This window comes from Xanthomonas dyei (assembly GCF_002939865.1).
Taxonomy (GTDB): domain Bacteria; phylum Pseudomonadota; class Gammaproteobacteria; order Xanthomonadales; family Xanthomonadaceae; genus Xanthomonas; species Xanthomonas dyei.
The window spans coordinates 41,411-56,775 of the sequence record NZ_MDEE01000031.1; the positions used below are offsets into that span (position 1 = coordinate 41,411).

Annotated in this window: 16 protein-coding genes; 11 read left to right on the top strand and 5 right to left on the bottom strand. The window is 64.2% G+C overall.

The features are described 5' to 3' along the window. Nucleotides 1-128 precede the first annotated feature (128 nt). Nucleotides 129-464 carry a DUF3817 domain-containing protein gene (locus XdyCFBP7245_RS17420; RefSeq protein WP_170068695.1) on the bottom strand — a complete coding sequence of 112 codons (336 nt, stop codon included), beginning with the start codon at nt 462-464 and terminating at the stop codon, nt 129-131. A gap of 211 nt (nt 465-675) precedes the next feature. Between XdyCFBP7245_RS17420 and XdyCFBP7245_RS17425 the strand changes: the two genes are divergently transcribed. The 6 genes from XdyCFBP7245_RS17425 to XdyCFBP7245_RS17450 all read left to right on the top strand — a co-directional run bounded on the left by XdyCFBP7245_RS17425 (nt 676) and on the right by XdyCFBP7245_RS17450 (nt 5,024). After that, nucleotides 676-1,311 (top strand): YiiX/YebB-like N1pC/P60 family cysteine hydrolase, encoded by a 636-nt coding sequence (locus XdyCFBP7245_RS17425; protein WP_104616787.1) that lies wholly within the window; start codon nt 676-678, stop codon nt 1,309-1,311. Between the two features lie 277 nt (nt 1,312-1,588). Next, the gene (locus tag XdyCFBP7245_RS17430) at nt 1,589-2,533 is read left to right on the top strand and encodes an alpha/beta hydrolase (protein WP_244907851.1); all 945 of its coding nucleotides are present in this window, start codon (nt 1,589-1,591) and stop codon (nt 2,531-2,533) included. A 32-nt stretch (nt 2,534-2,565) separates the two neighbouring features. Continuing rightward, nucleotides 2,566-2,766, top strand: a complete 201-nt coding sequence (locus tag XdyCFBP7245_RS17435) for a hypothetical protein (protein ID WP_244907845.1) — start codon at nt 2,566-2,568, stop codon at nt 2,764-2,766. A gap of 61 nt (nt 2,767-2,827) precedes the next feature. Further along, nucleotides 2,828-3,313, top strand: coding sequence for a MarR family winged helix-turn-helix transcriptional regulator (locus XdyCFBP7245_RS17440; protein WP_104616773.1), 486 nt, complete (start codon nt 2,828-2,830; stop codon nt 3,311-3,313). A gap of 24 nt (nt 3,314-3,337) precedes the next feature. After that, complete coding sequence (locus XdyCFBP7245_RS17445) at nt 3,338-4,267, top strand: CPBP family intramembrane glutamic endopeptidase (protein ID WP_104616774.1); 930 nt, start codon at nt 3,338-3,340, stop codon at nt 4,265-4,267. A gap of 295 nt (nt 4,268-4,562) precedes the next feature. Further along, nucleotides 4,563-5,024, top strand: coding sequence for a DUF4126 family protein (locus tag XdyCFBP7245_RS17450; protein ID WP_170068696.1), 462 nt, complete (start codon nt 4,563-4,565; stop codon nt 5,022-5,024). Nucleotides 5,025-5,045: 21 nt separating this feature from the next. On the opposite strand, the gene XdyCFBP7245_RS17455 is transcribed toward XdyCFBP7245_RS17450, so the two are convergent. After that, entirely contained in the window at nt 5,046-6,020 is a 975-nt protein-coding gene (locus tag XdyCFBP7245_RS17455) for a glutathione S-transferase family protein (protein WP_104616775.1), read from the bottom strand. 445 nt (nt 6,021-6,465) lie between these two features. Between XdyCFBP7245_RS17455 and XdyCFBP7245_RS17460 the strand changes: the two genes are divergently transcribed. Next, on the top strand, nt 6,466-8,055 hold the full coding sequence (locus XdyCFBP7245_RS17460; RefSeq protein WP_104616776.1) for an SDR family NAD(P)-dependent oxidoreductase: 1,590 nt from the start codon (nt 6,466-6,468) through the stop codon (nt 8,053-8,055). A gap of 103 nt (nt 8,056-8,158) precedes the next feature. On the opposite strand, the gene XdyCFBP7245_RS24860 is transcribed toward XdyCFBP7245_RS17460, so the two are convergent. Together XdyCFBP7245_RS24860 and XdyCFBP7245_RS17470 are read right to left on the bottom strand one after the other, a co-directional pair. After that, nucleotides 8,159-8,653, bottom strand: coding sequence for an excalibur calcium-binding domain-containing protein (locus tag XdyCFBP7245_RS24860; RefSeq protein WP_104616777.1), 495 nt, complete (start codon nt 8,651-8,653; stop codon nt 8,159-8,161). Further along, complete coding sequence (locus XdyCFBP7245_RS17470) at nt 8,595-9,131, bottom strand: hypothetical protein (protein ID WP_372469621.1); 537 nt, start codon at nt 9,129-9,131, stop codon at nt 8,595-8,597. The genes XdyCFBP7245_RS24860 and XdyCFBP7245_RS17470 overlap by 59 nt, the downstream gene beginning before the upstream one ends. A 382-nt stretch (nt 9,132-9,513) precedes the next feature. Between XdyCFBP7245_RS17470 and XdyCFBP7245_RS24550 the strand changes: the two genes are divergently transcribed. Continuing rightward, nucleotides 9,514-10,077, top strand: a complete 564-nt coding sequence (locus XdyCFBP7245_RS24550) for a hypothetical protein (protein ID WP_244907846.1) — start codon at nt 9,514-9,516, stop codon at nt 10,075-10,077. A 72-nt stretch (nt 10,078-10,149) separates the two neighbouring features. After that, nucleotides 10,150-10,917 carry a hypothetical protein gene (locus tag XdyCFBP7245_RS24555; protein WP_244907847.1) on the top strand — a complete coding sequence of 256 codons (768 nt, stop codon included), beginning with the start codon at nt 10,150-10,152 and terminating at the stop codon, nt 10,915-10,917. A 163-nt stretch (nt 10,918-11,080) separates the two neighbouring features. Here XdyCFBP7245_RS24555 and XdyCFBP7245_RS17480 read toward each other — a convergent pair whose 3' ends face one another. Beyond that, complete coding sequence (locus tag XdyCFBP7245_RS17480) at nt 11,081-12,001, bottom strand: hypothetical protein (protein WP_104616779.1); 921 nt, start codon at nt 11,999-12,001, stop codon at nt 11,081-11,083. Nucleotides 12,002-12,284: 283 nt separating this feature from the next. On the opposite strand from XdyCFBP7245_RS17480, the gene XdyCFBP7245_RS17485 reads away from it, so the two are divergent. Continuing rightward, a complete protein-coding gene (locus XdyCFBP7245_RS17485; protein ID WP_104616780.1) occupies nt 12,285-14,414 on the top strand; it encodes an ankyrin repeat domain-containing protein in 2,130 nt (709 codons plus the stop codon). Between the two features lie 210 nt (nt 14,415-14,624). After that, a complete protein-coding gene (locus XdyCFBP7245_RS17490) occupies nt 14,625-15,278 on the top strand; it encodes a hypothetical protein (protein WP_244907848.1) in 654 nt (217 codons plus the stop codon). Nucleotides 15,279-15,365 lie beyond the last annotated feature (87 nt).

Genomic DNA, 15,365 nt, shown 5'->3' on the forward strand with positions numbered 1-15,365 from the left:
AAACGCCTGCCGCCGCGTCCCTGCCCCATCAGCGCAATCGGTGATGCTGCAAACCTGCGACTGGCTGGCCTACTGCGCCCGAACCTACTGCGGGCGATGCCGCAAGCGGCCTAAACGCATGCTCCGCATCAACCGACAGACGGCGGCCGCTGGCCAAGCAAGCCGATGCGCCGGAACCACATCTCCAACGGCACCGTCACCAACGGCGGCAGCGCGGCCAGCAGGCTCAGCGCCCAGGCCCACCACGGCCAACGCAGCCTCAGTGCGGCAAGCACGCTCACCACCACGTAGAAGAGAAAGGCGCCGCCGTGCAGGCGACCGAACAGCCACACCACCACCTCGGTGGTTTGTGTGCCGTACTTGAGCACCATGCCGAGCAACAGCCCGGCCCAGGTCACGCCTTCGATCAAGGCGCCAACCGCAAACAGGCGACCCATCGGCGACAACGCAGCAGCAGAACGCATGCAACACTCCAGTGGACACTCAAGGATTGCCGCGACGCGATGGCGGCGGCGACGCCCGCTGGCAGCAGCAGTTTACAGGCAAGGCCAAGTGAACCGGCACGTGGCGCTGCCAGTACACGTCCCACGCTTGCTGGTGGTCGCGACACGCACGCAGCGTCCTACGGCTCGGCGCATCCAAGCGCATCCCGGCGATAATGCCGGCACCGCCGTCCTGAAGCCTCACACAATGCGTATCGCTCTGCTGTTGTTACTGTTGCTCGCGTTACTTCCCGCGACGGCACTGGCGCGAAAGGTGCACGATGGCGATCTGCTATTCGTCACCGCGGCGCGCAGCGGCCTGAGCGGCGCCATCGACGACGCCACCGCCACGCAGGGTGAACCCAGCTTCGACCATGTCGCGCTGGTGGCGCATGCCGGCGATACCGGGGTGGTACTGCATGCCGACGAACAAGGCTCGCGCGAGCAACCGCTGCAGGCATTCATCGATGAGGCCACCGCCAAGCAGCGGCAGATCGTCGTATACCGGCTCACCCCCGCGCATCGCCCCGCCATTGCCGACGCCATCGCGCAGGCGCGGCGCATGCTCGGCAAACCGTACAACCAGACCTACGTGCAGGACGACAACCGTTACTACTGCTCGGACTTCATCGAGCGCGCCTTTCGTGCACATCAGGTGTTTGCGCTGCAACCGATGAACTTCAAAAACCTGCAGACCGGCAACGTGTCGCCGTACTGGTCCGACTTCTATCGCAGCAGAGGCATGGCCGTGCCGCAGGGCCTGCCCGGCACCAATCCGAACGATATGGCCAAGGCAGCGGCGTTGCGCATAGTTGGTCCGTTGAACTGAAGGCATGTGTTCCCGCGGTTTTAGCTGGTTGGAAGCGCTACGCCGTTCGATCATCGAAGACTTTGGACCCACATGTGTTGTGCGGCGCCAGGTGCCTATTGCTTCTTTCAGGTCGACTGACATCATCGGTGTATATATGCGTCCAACGCGACAGAGCTGGTGCGCGCGGTTCGCCGCGTCTCCTCGTCTAGATGTCATCTGCACTACTGCAACAACATTTCGCTCTAGCGCCACGCAGGAGGCTGTCTTGAATAAGCTGTCATCAACAGGATTGGGAATATTGCTTCTGGCTGGCTGCGGCAAGGCACCAGCTCCGCCGCCAACACCGGCTACAGCAGCGACGCCACAGCCAACGGTGTCAGCGCGCACGCCCGCTCACGCACCCGGTAGCCAGCGTGGCGAGGGCCAACCGTATGAACTCGCCGACACGCAGGTCTGGGACGTGCCCGATCCGGCGACAGGTCGCACCTACCAGGTCTTCGTCGCCCTGCCACGTGGCTATGCGGACAATCCACAGCGCCGCTACCCGGTGCTGTATGCCACCGATGGCGACTATGCGTTTCCACTGGTCAAGCAGATCGCGCGTCGCTTGAACGGCGAAGGGCCAGCCATCGAGGACTTCATTCTGGTTGGGTTGTCCTACGCACTCGGCGACGAGCCCATGCCGAGCCGCAGACGCGATTACACGCCCACACCGGAAGATGGCCCAACCGCAGCGCCCGTTGCCACCCACGGCAAGAGCGCCGACTACATCCGCTACCTGCGCGATCGCGTGCTGCCATTCGTTGCCAACCGCTACCGAACCGACGAACAGCGCCGCCTGTATCTGGGGCATTCGTACGGTGGCCTGCTGGGCACGCAGATCCTGTTGAGCACACCGGAGATGTTTGCCGGCTACATCCTGGGCAGCCCATCGTACTGGTACGGCGAGCACGCGATGGTGGCGCAGGAAAAAAGCTTTGCCGCCTCGCATACCGACCTGCCGGCGCAGGTGTACATGTACGTCGGCGAGTACGAGCAGGTGCGCTACCACCAGAATTACGACATGGTCATCGATGCACAGCACATGGCACAGGCACTGCGCGCGCGACACTATCCGTCGTTGCAGGTCGAGCTGGACGTGCTCAATGACGAGGACCACCTGACCATCGGGCCACGCGGCGCCACCCACGGCTTGAAGGCCTTGCTCGGGATAAAGACTCCTGATCGGAGCGAGCGGTGAAACATCGGGTGCTGGCTGGATGCAAGGTCCCGATGTCGCGACGGGCAATTGCGCTGCTGGCACTCGCAGCGTGTTCGCTGATGGCCGCAGCGCCGACACTGCCGGGCGCAGGGTTCGAGGTCGAGGTCAAGCGCTATCACGTGCAACTCCGCCCGGATCTCTCCACCACCGCACTCTCTCCGGAACACAGCACATCAGCCTACGCAGCACCTCCGACCACCTCACCCAGCTGACGTTGATGCCCCCCACTTAGGGCACATAGCGCAAATACAACAGCGCTTATACATTTGAGTCATGAGCGCACCATCTCCGATCCTAGGCACCCTGGTCCGTCACCTGATCGAGCTGCTCGATGGCGATCTGGAAGCGGTCTACGCCGCTGCAGGGCTGGACTGGCGGCCGCGCTACACACCCGTCCTGCGCGTCCTGCTGCGATCCGGGCCGCTGCCTATCAAGGCTCTAGCGCAGGAGATCGGCATCACCCACTCCGCTGCCAGCCAGACCGTGGCGCAGATGACCCGACAACGGCTCACCGTGTTGAGGCCAGGGGCCGATGCGCGCGAACGCATCGTGGCACTGACGCCGAAGGCAAAAAAGATGGTGCCTGCGTTGCAACAGCAATGGGCCGCGACCAACGCAGCCGCCGCACAGCTCGATCGGGAGCTGTCCGTTGCGCTCTCCGCTGTCCTTGCTGAAGCCATCGCCGCCTTGCAGCACCGCTCATTCGCGACTCGTATCGCAGCCGCCTCAGACGCCTCATTCCGCTCAACCACCCGCTAGCAACCACCCCACAGGACGTCCCCAATGCACGCACCCACGCCATCGGTTGCCAATAGCGCACTGGCCACGCACAGCCACACGCCCCACCGGATCGCGCTGGGCGAGCGCAAATTTCTGCATCCCGGCCGCCTACGCTGGCTGCGAGCGATTGCCTGGGCGGTCCTGCTGCTGGTGGTGGTCGCAACGCTGGCGCCCATGGCCGGCAGAGGCATCGGCAGCCTGCTGCCCAAGGACTCCGGCCCCCTGCAACTGGTCGCGAGCCTGATCGGCATCGCGGTTGGATTGGCGGTCTACGTGTTGGCGGTGCACCTGGCCGAAGGGCGACGCGCCAGCGAGCTTGCGCTGCGCCCGATGCTGCCGCAGCTGACCATTGGCCTAGTTGTTGGCACGGCCATGTTCGCCGCGGTCATGGGCAGCATGGCGTTGTTCGGGCTGTACGACATTCAAGCACTCGGCCCGGCACCGGCCTGGACAGCGGTGCGCAAGGCCTTGCAGGCCGGGGTGGTCGAAGAGCTGTTGTTCCGCGCCATCTTTCTGCGCCTGGTATGGCGCGCGTTCGGCCCATGGGTGGCGTTCGCCGCCTCTGCTGCACTGTTCGGCTTCGGCCATATCGCCAACCCGCATGCAACGGCGTTTGCGGCGATTTGCATCGCACTGGAAGCCGGCATCCTGCTGGGCGCGTTCTACGCATTGACCGGCCGCATCTGGATGTCGATCGGCGTGCATATCGCCTGGAACTTCACCCAGGGCTATCTGTTTGGTGCAGCGGTTTCCGGAACCGACATGGGCCCGTCCATCGCCCGCAGCACGGCCCGTCCCGGATTTCCCGAATGGCTCACCGGCGGTGCCTTCGGCCCGGAAGCCTCGCTGCCCGGCGTGCTGATCTGCCTGGCGGTCGGTCTGACCGTGTTGTGGATGGCGTGGCGCGCGGGCAGCTTTGCAAAGCAACCCTGACCGGTCTTGGCGATGGCAAGCGCTGCCGCGCCTGCATGGCCAGGCAGCGTCAAGACGCAATGTGGCATGGCCGCCGCCGCTGCTACATTGCGCACGACCACACAGGCACTTATCGCTCGCACGTGATGCCACGCGTCAAGCGAGCGCGTCATGTCGTTACGCAAGCACACATCACACTGGCACCGCCTTGCCATCGCGCAGACATCCGGCCTCCTAGGCTCTGAGCACCAACAACCTGATGCGCGCCTGCTGGCTCCACGTGGGAGTCCGTCGGCGCGCCCTTGCAGAGGTGCACATGGCATTGATCCACTCCATTTTGATGAGCGCCGTCGCCGGCATGCGCTCGATGACCCCACTGGCTGCAGTGGCCAACGCGGCACGCACCGGCAAACTTCCCGCCGACAATGGCGCGTCGGCGTTGCTCGCCAATCCCCTGGCATCGGCCGGCATGCTGGCACTGGCTGGCGGCGAGCTCGCCGGCGACAAGATGAAAACCGCCCCGGACCGCATCGTGCTGCCCGGCATGCTTGCCCGCATCGCCACAGGTGTCATCGTCGGCACCGCATTGGCACCGCGCGAACAACGTGGCATCGCGGCATTGCTCGGCGCCACCACTGCGGTGGCCGCCGCCTATCTCACCTTCAATGCGCGCATGCGTGCGATCGAGCGCTACGGCCAGACCAGTACCGGTGTTGCCGAAGACGCCATCTCGGTGGGTGCGGCGACGTTGATCATTCGGGATGCAGCGAAGCGTTAGTCCAAAACGGCCGGCTGCGTCTCAACCACCGCGCCCATGCGCTGCATGCAGATCCAGCACCGGCCCCATCGGCACGATAGCGGTCGGGTTGATGCTGTCGTGACTTTGATAGTAGTGGCCCTTGATGTGCTGAAAGTTCACGGTGTCTGCAATACCGGGCATCTGATAGAGCTCGCGCAGAAATCCGGACAACTGCGGATAGTCGGCAATCCTTCGCAGATTGCATTTGAAGTGACCGACATACACCGCATCGAACCGGATCAACGTCGTGAACAGCCGCCAATCTGCTTCCGTGAGCGTGGCGCCGCAGAGATAGCGTTGCTCACCCAGGTGCGTCTCCAGCCAATCCAGCGTCTCGAACAGCGGCGCTACCGCTGCTTCGTAGGCAGGCTGCGTGGTGGCAAAGCCCGCCTTGTAAACGCCGTTATTCACGGTGTCGTAGATGCGCGCGTTGAGCGCATCGATCTGCTCGCGCAACGGGGCCGGATAGAAATCGCCTTCGGCCGCACCAACTTCATCGAAGGCGTTATTGAACATGCGGATGATATCGGCTGACTCGTTGCTCACCACCGTGTTGCGCTCGCGATCCCACAACACCGGCACGGTCACGCGTCCGGAGTAATGCGGGTCGGCCTTGAGATACACCTCGTACAGGCGCGTGGCGTGGTGAATCGGATCGGCTACCACACCCGGGCCGGGATCGAACGTCCAGCCCTGGTCGCGCATCAACCAATTCACTACCGACACATCGATCAGCGGCTCCAACCCCTTGAGGCGGCGAAAGATCAAGGCGCGATGCGCCCACGGGCACGCCAACGACACATACAGGTGATAACGCCCCGCTGCCGCCTGAAATCCACCATCCCCATGCGGCCCCGCTGCGCCGTCGCGCGTCACCCAATTGCAAAATTGCGCTTGCGAACGCTCGAAGCGCCCATCGCTCTTATCGGTGTCGTACCAACGGTCTTGCCACTTGCCATCGACCAGCAGGCCCATGGTGTTTCCTTGCACTGCAGAACAGGCAAGCACCGTAGCCCAGCCATGTTGGAAAACACGTGAGCGGGCCTGCAATCAGAGCGCGTGCTTACCGCAAAAGTCGCTTCAGCAGGTCGCAGCGCGCTCCCTGATGCGCTGCCTGCTAGCGCGCGATCACGGGACGGCTGCAGGTGGCCACTGTTGCGCTTGGCGACGCTTGACGCGAGCAGATGGCTTTGGCAACAGAACTCTCGCAGAGCACACGCATCAGGTATCCGGGGCACCTGGCACCCCCTCCCACCCGTCGATTGGCGCCGCGGCCCCACAATCGGCGAAAATGCCCGAGTTGCGGCCGATCGCTTGCCGCCAGCCGGCAGCCCGCTGTCGTCCTCACCTGCGTCCCTTTGTGCATTCCCGGCTGCCCGCCGTCCTTGCCACGGCCTGTGCCGCTTCTTTCGGATCTACCTTGAACACCACGCCCCCCGCACCCCCGCCCACCGACGACCTGCCCCTGACCGACCGCCTGCGCGCCGCGCTGGATCTACTGGAGGCCATCGAGGCCGACCGCAGCGTGCTCGACGCGTTGCCCGAAGCCGACCGCGTGCGCCTGCACCAGGTGGTGGCCAAGGTCTATCACCCCGAGCCGAAGGCGCGCCGGCAGCTGCTCAAGCAGCGCGAGCGCGAGCGGCATCAGGAGAAGGTGCGCAAGGCAGAGGCGCTGCTCGAACAGCGTGGTATCCGTGCGTTGCGGCGCAAGCCGGTGTTCAGCACACCGAACGTATTCCCGCCGCACGCCGCTGGACTGCACGACGCGCACAACGGCGAGAACGCATCCGAGACGCCGGAGCCGATGCATTCGCCCGAGCTGCGGCACTGCTATGTGTGCAAGCAGAAGTTCACCCAGCTGCATCACTTCTACGATCAGATGTGCCCGGCCTGTGCCGAGCTGAATTTCTTCAAGCGCACCGAAACCGCCGACCTGCGCGGCCGCGTGGCGTTGCTCACCGGCGGACGGGTCAAGATCGGGTATCAGGCCGGCTTGAAGCTGTTGCGCGCCGGCGCCGAGCTCATCGTCACCACGCGTTTCCCGCGCGATTCGGCCGCGCGCTACGCGGAAGAACCGGATTTTGCGCAGTGGGGTCATCGCCTGCAGGTGTTCGGCCTGGATCTGCGCCACACGCCCAGCGTCGAGGCGTTCTGCAGCCAGTTGCTGGCCACACGCGAGCGGCTGGACTTCATCATCAACAACGCCTGTCAGACGGTGCGCCGCCCGCCGCAGTTCTACGCGCACATGATGGCCAACGAAACCGCCGCACTGGATGCACTGCCGGACGCCGTCCAAAAGCTCGTTGGCCATTACGAAGGCCTGCGCACGCCCGAGTTATTGCGCGAAGCCTCGGCTACCGCGCTGCCGGCCGTGCATGGACGCGGCCTGGCCGATGCCGATGGCCTCACCCGCGCCGCCGAGCTGTCGCAGGTGGCACTGCTGGACGACGAGCTGGTCGGGCAGGAGCACCTGTTCCCCGAAGGCCGTCTCGATCAGGATCTGCAGCAGGTCGACTTGCGCGGACGCAACTCCTGGCGCCTGCTGATGGCCGAAGTGCCGTCGGTCGAGCTGCTGGAAACGCAACTGGTCAACGCCATCGCGCCCTTCATCATCAACGCGCGGCTCAAGCCGCTGATGCTGCGCACGCCCGAGCGCGACAAACACATCGTCAATGTCTCGGCGATGGAGGGGCAGTTCTACCGCAATTTCAAGACCACCCGTCACCCGCATACCAACATGGCCAAGGCCGCATTGAACATGATGACGCGCACCTCGGCCGCCGATTATCAAAACGACGGCATCCACATGAACAGCGTGGACACTGGCTGGGTCACTGATGAAGATCCCGCCGACATCGCTGCGCTCAAGGTGCAGCAGGAACGTTTCCACCCGCCGCTGGACATCGTCGACGGCGCCGCCCGCATCGTCGACCCGATCATCCACGGCTTCAACACCGGCGAGCACGTGTGGGGGCAGTTTTTGAAGGATTACGCGCCGACGGATTGGTGAGTGGTGATCCTGGGTCACGCATCCAGGACAGATGCACGGCCCATGCTCGCAACACGTATGCGCCACACGTGACAGTGATCAGCACGCAGGATGGCGTGGTGCATCAGCGCCGACGCGACGGTTCGCATCCCACGCCATCATGGTCGCGATCCAGATGTGGGCCATATCCTGGATCGCCACGCTGCACCGGTGCAGCACCCGCTGCGCGTGCTTCTGCGCAATTGCGGAAGACCGCCCCGGTCGATGGGATCCACGGGGACCGATCAAGCAGCTCGGCCGCGGCCGTCGGTTTGCCTTCGCCACTGGCGGAGCGGTGACAGTGGTAGCCACCGTTCTTGCGATCGTTGTGGCAGCCCTGCTTGTTCAATCCACCCGGATGCGCGACAGCCGCAGGGGTTACCCAGGCAATTGCGGCGATACACGTCGCCAGCACTAACGAGCGTGAAGGGATTCGATCAAGCACTCGTAAATTGCCACGGCCAATCGTGCAGCGCTTGTGCTGCACCTGTTTTGTTTCTGCTGCGCCGATGTGCTGCAAGTTACTTGCAGTCTTTTGCAACCGGCGCAACATCCACCGGACTGACCTGACCGTTCGCATCCACACGATTGACCGCCAGCGTGCAAACCGAGCTACGAAAATCCAGGTTCAAGGCCACCTCGTAATCTGCGCCAGGTTCCGGAACAAACGTAGAAGCAAGCAATGCGCCGCAGCTCCAGCCAATGTGGTACCCAGGCGACTGACTCCAATGCGCCGGCGAGCTCGCACCCGCCTCCACAACGACCGGCTTACCAGGCTCGATCGCGTATTCCTTGTAGAACGGCTTGGAACCGATCATCTTCCGGTCGCGCAGATGACGCGTATTTTCTGTCTCCGGGATGCCGATCGACTCATTCTTCACCGAGCCCATCAACGAACCGAAAGCGCTTTTCAGCGAACCGGATGCGCGTACCTTCTCGCCATACGTGGCCGTGCACACCGCATCCTTGTACAGCACGATACCAATGCCATTTTGACCAAACATCCGGATGCGCGCGCTGGCACCATCGGTGGGCGAGGACGCAGGCTCCGCGGCCATGGCGGGCACCGCAGACGCCAGAGACAAGACAAGCAATCGAGTCAATTTGTTAAACACATTCTCCACGATCGCAATCCAGCGATTCCATTGAGCTGGTAATAGCGGCGCGACGTGACAGTTCTTGATAACAGACGACGCCCTGATATGGAAAGTGCGCAACAGCGCACCAACAGGCACGCTGATCCGCGCCAAGCGCCAGGAGTTCCCCCCCTGCGACTCCCGCTCACCCGGTTGCCCACCCCGCTGGCATGATGATGCGTGGATGTTTACCGTTGACGCAAAGGACGCCCGGATGTCACGACACGCTATTGAGGAGTTGGTCGAGCGCTGCATCCATTTGCTCGAGCGCAGCACCTTGCGTCGCACGCACAAGGCAGCGCTCATGCGTAGCCTGCTTCGGCTGCAGGCGCGCTACGACACCGGCCTGACCTGGTTCCGGCTGCACGCCGAGTTACTGCGTCATGGCGTGCTGGTGCGTACAGCGGCCGAGGAGATCGACGACGCGACCTTGCGCGCGCAGGCCCTGGCCGCCGAGGCACCGGGTTGGCTGGAGGACGCGCATGGCGAGGTCTATCTGCACTGGCAAGACCAGGCACGCGTGGTCTACCGCCAACCAGACATCGGCCAAACGCTGCCGCTGGCAACTGTGTTCGGTGATCTTTTGATGCTCGCCGACCAGGCCGATGACACCGCGTTGTTCACCGACTGCTATGGCCTGTTGGTCAACGGCTGGCTGGACGAGACCTTCGACGTCGACGACGGTATCCCGCCCACCCTGGATGGATTGCTCGCCTCCGACACACTGCACTCCCTGCGCGCGCTGGCCGCACGCCGTGGACTCAAGCCTCGGCGTGACGCGCCCGAAGACCTGGCCCTGCCGCGGCCGGACGACAACGCTGTACTCGGCGAGATCGATCGCGTGATCGGCTTGCGTTTTTTCCTGTAACCCAAGCGCACACCAACAGCGCTGCGCGCAGCGCGCGACAAGGCCCAGCGTCAGCAAGCACGTGCCCGCGAGTTGCTCCCGCTGCTGGTCGAACAACGCCTGGGCGCACCGCTGCAAGCCACTGGCTGGTCGCCTGTGCCGGTTGAACAGGAGCATCGCTGGCAATGGATCCGCGACCGCGGTGGCAGCCGTCAGTGTCTGTGGACCATCTACGAACCGGATCTGGGTGAGCTGATCGTCCAGGTGGGGATGCAGCATGCACGCCTGCTGGTCTGGCAGCAGCGTGCGGCGACCACGCAGCTGCACGATCTGCATGTTGTCGATACCGCAACCGCCTTCCTGGGCAAGGACATCCTGGACAGCGCGGACGTGGGCGCCTACGGCGGCTGGGCGCTGAAACCGGACCACAGCGACGCCGCGCTAAGCGCCGGGCTGGACCGCCTGGCGGCTGCGCTGCCCGGCCTGGATGCGCGCTATTTCGGCGTCATCGACGAACAACTGGCTGGGCCCTGGTTCCAGCAGTCCGCCGACACCTGGCTGCAACGGATGGAAGGCGACGCAAACGGCGTGGTTCCGCCTGAGGTGTTGTTCGCCAGCCCCGAGAGCGTGTTGCTGGCGTTCGCGTTCTACCACCTGGAGTGCGGTGAACAGCCACGCGCGCAGGCACTGGTCGAACAGTTGCGCGCACGGCAAACCGAACGCAGCCAGCGAAGTGTCTGGTATCGCCTGGTGCTGGCGCCGTTTTTTCAGCAGTGGGAACAGGGGCTGCGCAAGCTGCCGATGCCACCGGTGCTGCACCCGCTGCTGCTCGCTCACCTGCGCGCGCAAGACAGCACCTGATTGCAACGCTGCGGCACGTCTGCGGGCGCGCAGGCGAATGAAACTATGCAGCGCGATCCATCACCAAGGTGGGCACATCGGCGCGGCGCATCAAGCACGGCGACGCATGCTGCCGCTTGGTTAGCTACAAACTCTGCAGCGCGCTGGCGTTTTGCGCAGCGGATCAATAGCGCAGCGCCTCCGCCGTGGGTGCAACCGGCGCAAACCGCGCATTGCTGAAGTCATGCAGCAGCCGAACCACTTGCTCGCCGTCCTCCAGATAGCGCCGAAAATCGCTTTTGCACAGCCGATACAGGCAGCCGCCACGCGCGAACACCAGGTCGCCACCGTCCCAATCGGCCCAGTCGGTGCCGGGCAAGTCCGCCAGCACGGCACCATCGCGATCCAGCACGCGGTGATCCAGCGCATACCACGCATCGTTCTGACGCCCCACGGCATGCAGCAGCGATTGCAGCCGACGCCCGCCACCGCCGTCCTTCTCCCACACGCGCGGGCGCGTGAAGCGGTAGAGCATCCCGCTCCGCAGGCCGCCCCGCTCCCCCTCACCGGCGTCGAGCACCCGCCAACCGTCGCGCTGCCGCAGCACGCTGTCGATCGGCTCGTCTTCGCCACCGCCAGACCATTGCCCGAATGGCCGCACCGCCATCGTGTGCTTCAGCTGAAAGCCGGTCGGTAGCGGAAACGGCTCGCGACCTTCCTGCGGGCGATGATTCAGCAGCAACGTCTGCTCATCTTCGAACGCACCGCCGCCGCCCCAGGCATCGCCCTTGGGCCAAAGCGCCAACGCGGTCAGAAACGGCGGGCGCGACAATGCCGTCCAGGTGCCGAAATCGCCTTTGTGCTTGGCCGCGAAATACACCAGCAACCGCCCCGACGGCGACAGATCGCAACGCCGCTCGTAGATGCGGCCCTTGAACCATTGCCCGTGCTCGAAGCTGTCGGTGGCGCGATCCCAGCGGATGAGCTGCACCTGCTTGCTGGGCCCACGCCGAAAGATCACGCCGGTGCGCGCCTCTCGCGCCAACAGCGCGTAGAGCCGTGTGCGCGAAGCCAGGCGATCCTGGTGGTGGGATGTCGGGTCCATGCTGGTGCCTCCGTGCTGCCTATCCTACGCAACCGTGCGACACCTGCGCCGCCCCGGCCCCACCCGCGGCCAGAGATCGCCCAGGGTTCCAGCGCAATGCAGCACCTGCAGCGGCCGCCTGGCCGACATCCCCACCCGCGCCCGCAGCCGATGCGGCAAGGTCTTGTCGCGCGTTTAGCATTGCTGCGTGCATCCTTGCTGGCAGACGCCTCGCCCCGTCGCCAGACGCAAGGAACCGCTTCTGATCACGCTCTCACGCCGCAAGCTTCTCGAGGCCGGCCTTATGGCCCTGGCCACCTCCACATTGCTCGGCGCCTGCACACCGCAGGACACCGCACTGCAGACACGCTGGACCCTGTGGCAGGCGAAATGGCGCTGGATGGAAGCCATCGCCCGCAAGCGCCACTGGCAGATGACGCCGCTGCGGATCGCCCCGCCTGCAACCGAACGTCAGCTGCTGTCGATCGAACGCCGTCACCACCTGCCGATCCCGACACAGCTGCGTCGCGTCCTGCGCGAGCTGTCGGCAGAGGTGACCTTCGGCTGGTACGTGCCCTCGCACCTGCGCGCGATGGAGCAGCAAGACCTGCCATCCATGAGCTGCAACCGCGACGCGGTGTGGAGCCTGACCCACATCGACACGATGGCCCTGCCCGTCTTTCTGGACTGGAAGCAGGAGCTGGCCAATCGCGACCTGTCCGAAGCACCCAACAGCCCTGCACTGTGGGAACACCAGTTCGCCTTCTACACCCTCATCAATGGCGACTGGCTGACCATCGACACCACGCACCCGGATCCCACCAGGCAACCGGTGCGCTATTTTTCGCACGAGCTGGAAATGCTGCACGGCCTGGCGCTGGCCCCGGATTTCTTCAGCTTCATTACCCAGATGTCGGCGTTGGGCATGGCCGGCACCGAATGGGCCTCGTGGATGCGCTTCGGCAATGGCCAAAAAAACGACACCTTCTACCTGGATGCCGGCAGCAACGGCGCCAAGGCGTGGCTTGCCTGGCTGGAGCGCGACCCCGCACAGCCCGACAACGACACACCGCCAGTGCCGGTAGTGGAGCGCAGTGCGGCCGATCGCGCATTGCTGGACGCCGCACGCGCCAATTCGCTCGCCGGTATCGAGGCGGCATTGCTGGCAGGCGCCGTGCCCGATTGCACGCCGGACAGCGACTGGCTGAGCGAGCACATCGCGTCCGATCAGGAATTTTCCACCGCCATCAACTACGCCACCCGGCACGACAACACGGCCATGATCGCGCGCCTACTCACGGCCGGCGCAACGCTCAACACACGGTTGCTACCGCTCAATACGGCGGTCAAACACAGCACGCTGGCCACCGTGCGCTGGCTCATCGACCACGGCGCACGCGTCAACGGCTGGACCAATCAGCGCTATTGGCCGCTGCACGACCTGGTGGTCACCCGCGGGCCCATCGCCGCAATGACCCGCGCCCAATACCGTCAGCACCTGGTCGACAGCATCAGCATCGGCAGCCTCGACGCGCTGGATGCCATGATTGCCCACGCCAAGGATGCACCGACCCGCGCGCGCTATCGCGCCGCCAAGCGTGCCCTGCAGCAAGCCAGCAAGGAGGCGGTGAAAGACGTCGACAGCAAGCTGCGCAACCACCTCAGCCTGCAGGACTATCTGGACATGCTGGAAGCACTACTGGATGCCGGCGCCGACCCCGACGCACGCTGGGACAACGGCACCACCATGCTCGACTGGGGCGGCGTCGCCACCGCACGCGTGCTGCTGGCGTACGGCGCCGATCCCAACGCGCGCGACATCCACGGCACCACTCCGCTGCACACCGCCAGCACCGGCGAGAAAGTGCGTGTGCTGGTTGCCGGCGGCGCCGACATCAACGCGCAGGCCATCGCACAGAACCCCGACGACTCGCTGCACTACACGCCGCTGCAATCGGCCTTGCTGTCCCACACGCTCGACGGCGACAGCCCCATCACCGCGCTGCTGGAACTGGGTGCGGACGCTACTCGCACCGCAGCCGATGGGCGTTCGTCGCTGGCCTATTGTTTCCAGCCAGACCTGGTCCGCCTGATCATGGCCAAGGGGCTGGACCCGCTCGCCCTGCAACCGGGCCAGCAAACCCTGTTGCACAATCTCACCTCCCATCACTGGTTACCGCGCCACACGTTTCCAAAGGAAGTGACCTTTCTCGACTTTCTGCTGAGCCTGGGCATCGCCATCAACGCCCGCGACGCCCGGGGCCGCACCCTGCTGCACTACGCCGCCGAACAGGAAAGCAATGACGAGAGCGCGCCCAATTACGCGCTCGTGGTGGCCAGGGGTGCCGACAAGACCATCAAGGACAACGATGGCAAGCGCGCCGTCGACCTGTTTGCCGCCTCGTTGCAGACGGTGCGTGCGGCATTGCGGTGATGCGCATCAAGGGTGATGCCGATATCCATCGCTCCATAACCTCCAGGACGCCACAGCAGACGCATGGACAGGAAAAACAAGATCAGCCTTCTGACAATGACATGCCTTGCATCTACGGCATTTGCCACCGCCATCTGCCTCGCGTAGCCGCCTGACGGCGCGCCCGAACCCGCAGCGATCCTGGATCACCCCGTAGCAAGCGTCGCTCTTGTGCCCGGCGAATACATCACCGAAAAGGGATGGGGGCATCTGCGACTGACCAGACACAAGCAATCGCTACGGTTTTCTTTGGAAAGCACTACTGGCCAAGCCATGTGCTTTCTGGAAGGCGCGATTGATGGGAACCAAGACATCGCCACAAGCGACACGGGGCCCACGGACTGCAGCGTGCAGTTTGCGGCGACCGCCCAAGGTATCGACGTGACAACCAACACGCCGGTCGAATGCAAGTCTCTGTGCGGCTATAACGGCGGTTTCGAAGCCCCGTACCTGCGGGCCATAGACGCCTGCAGCCGCAACGCCCTAGCGCGCACGCGCGCTGCATTTCAGCAGCATTACGACCGCAAGGACTACAGTACGGCATTGGCCACCCTGTCCCCGGTACTGGCGCAATGTGCGCCGACACTGGAATGGGAAGAAGAGGGAGATATCCGCAATGAGCTGGCAATCACCCAGTACAAGAACGCGCTCTACGCGCAGTGTCTGGAAACGTTGAATGCCTACGCGGAAGACGCAGCGACAGAAGACGAAGCGGTAATGGAGAACTGGCCACCGATCCTTGCGGACCGCTATCTGGCAATCGTACGCGCAGCGCGAACCAATCTTGCCCTATGCAGGAAAGGGCTGCCCACGCAAAAGAACTAAGGAACCTCTGAACAAAGCACGGCAGATGCGCGACACTACTCGCCTCGTGTTGAGGAATCATCCATGCAACTGACGTTCGGCGACGCT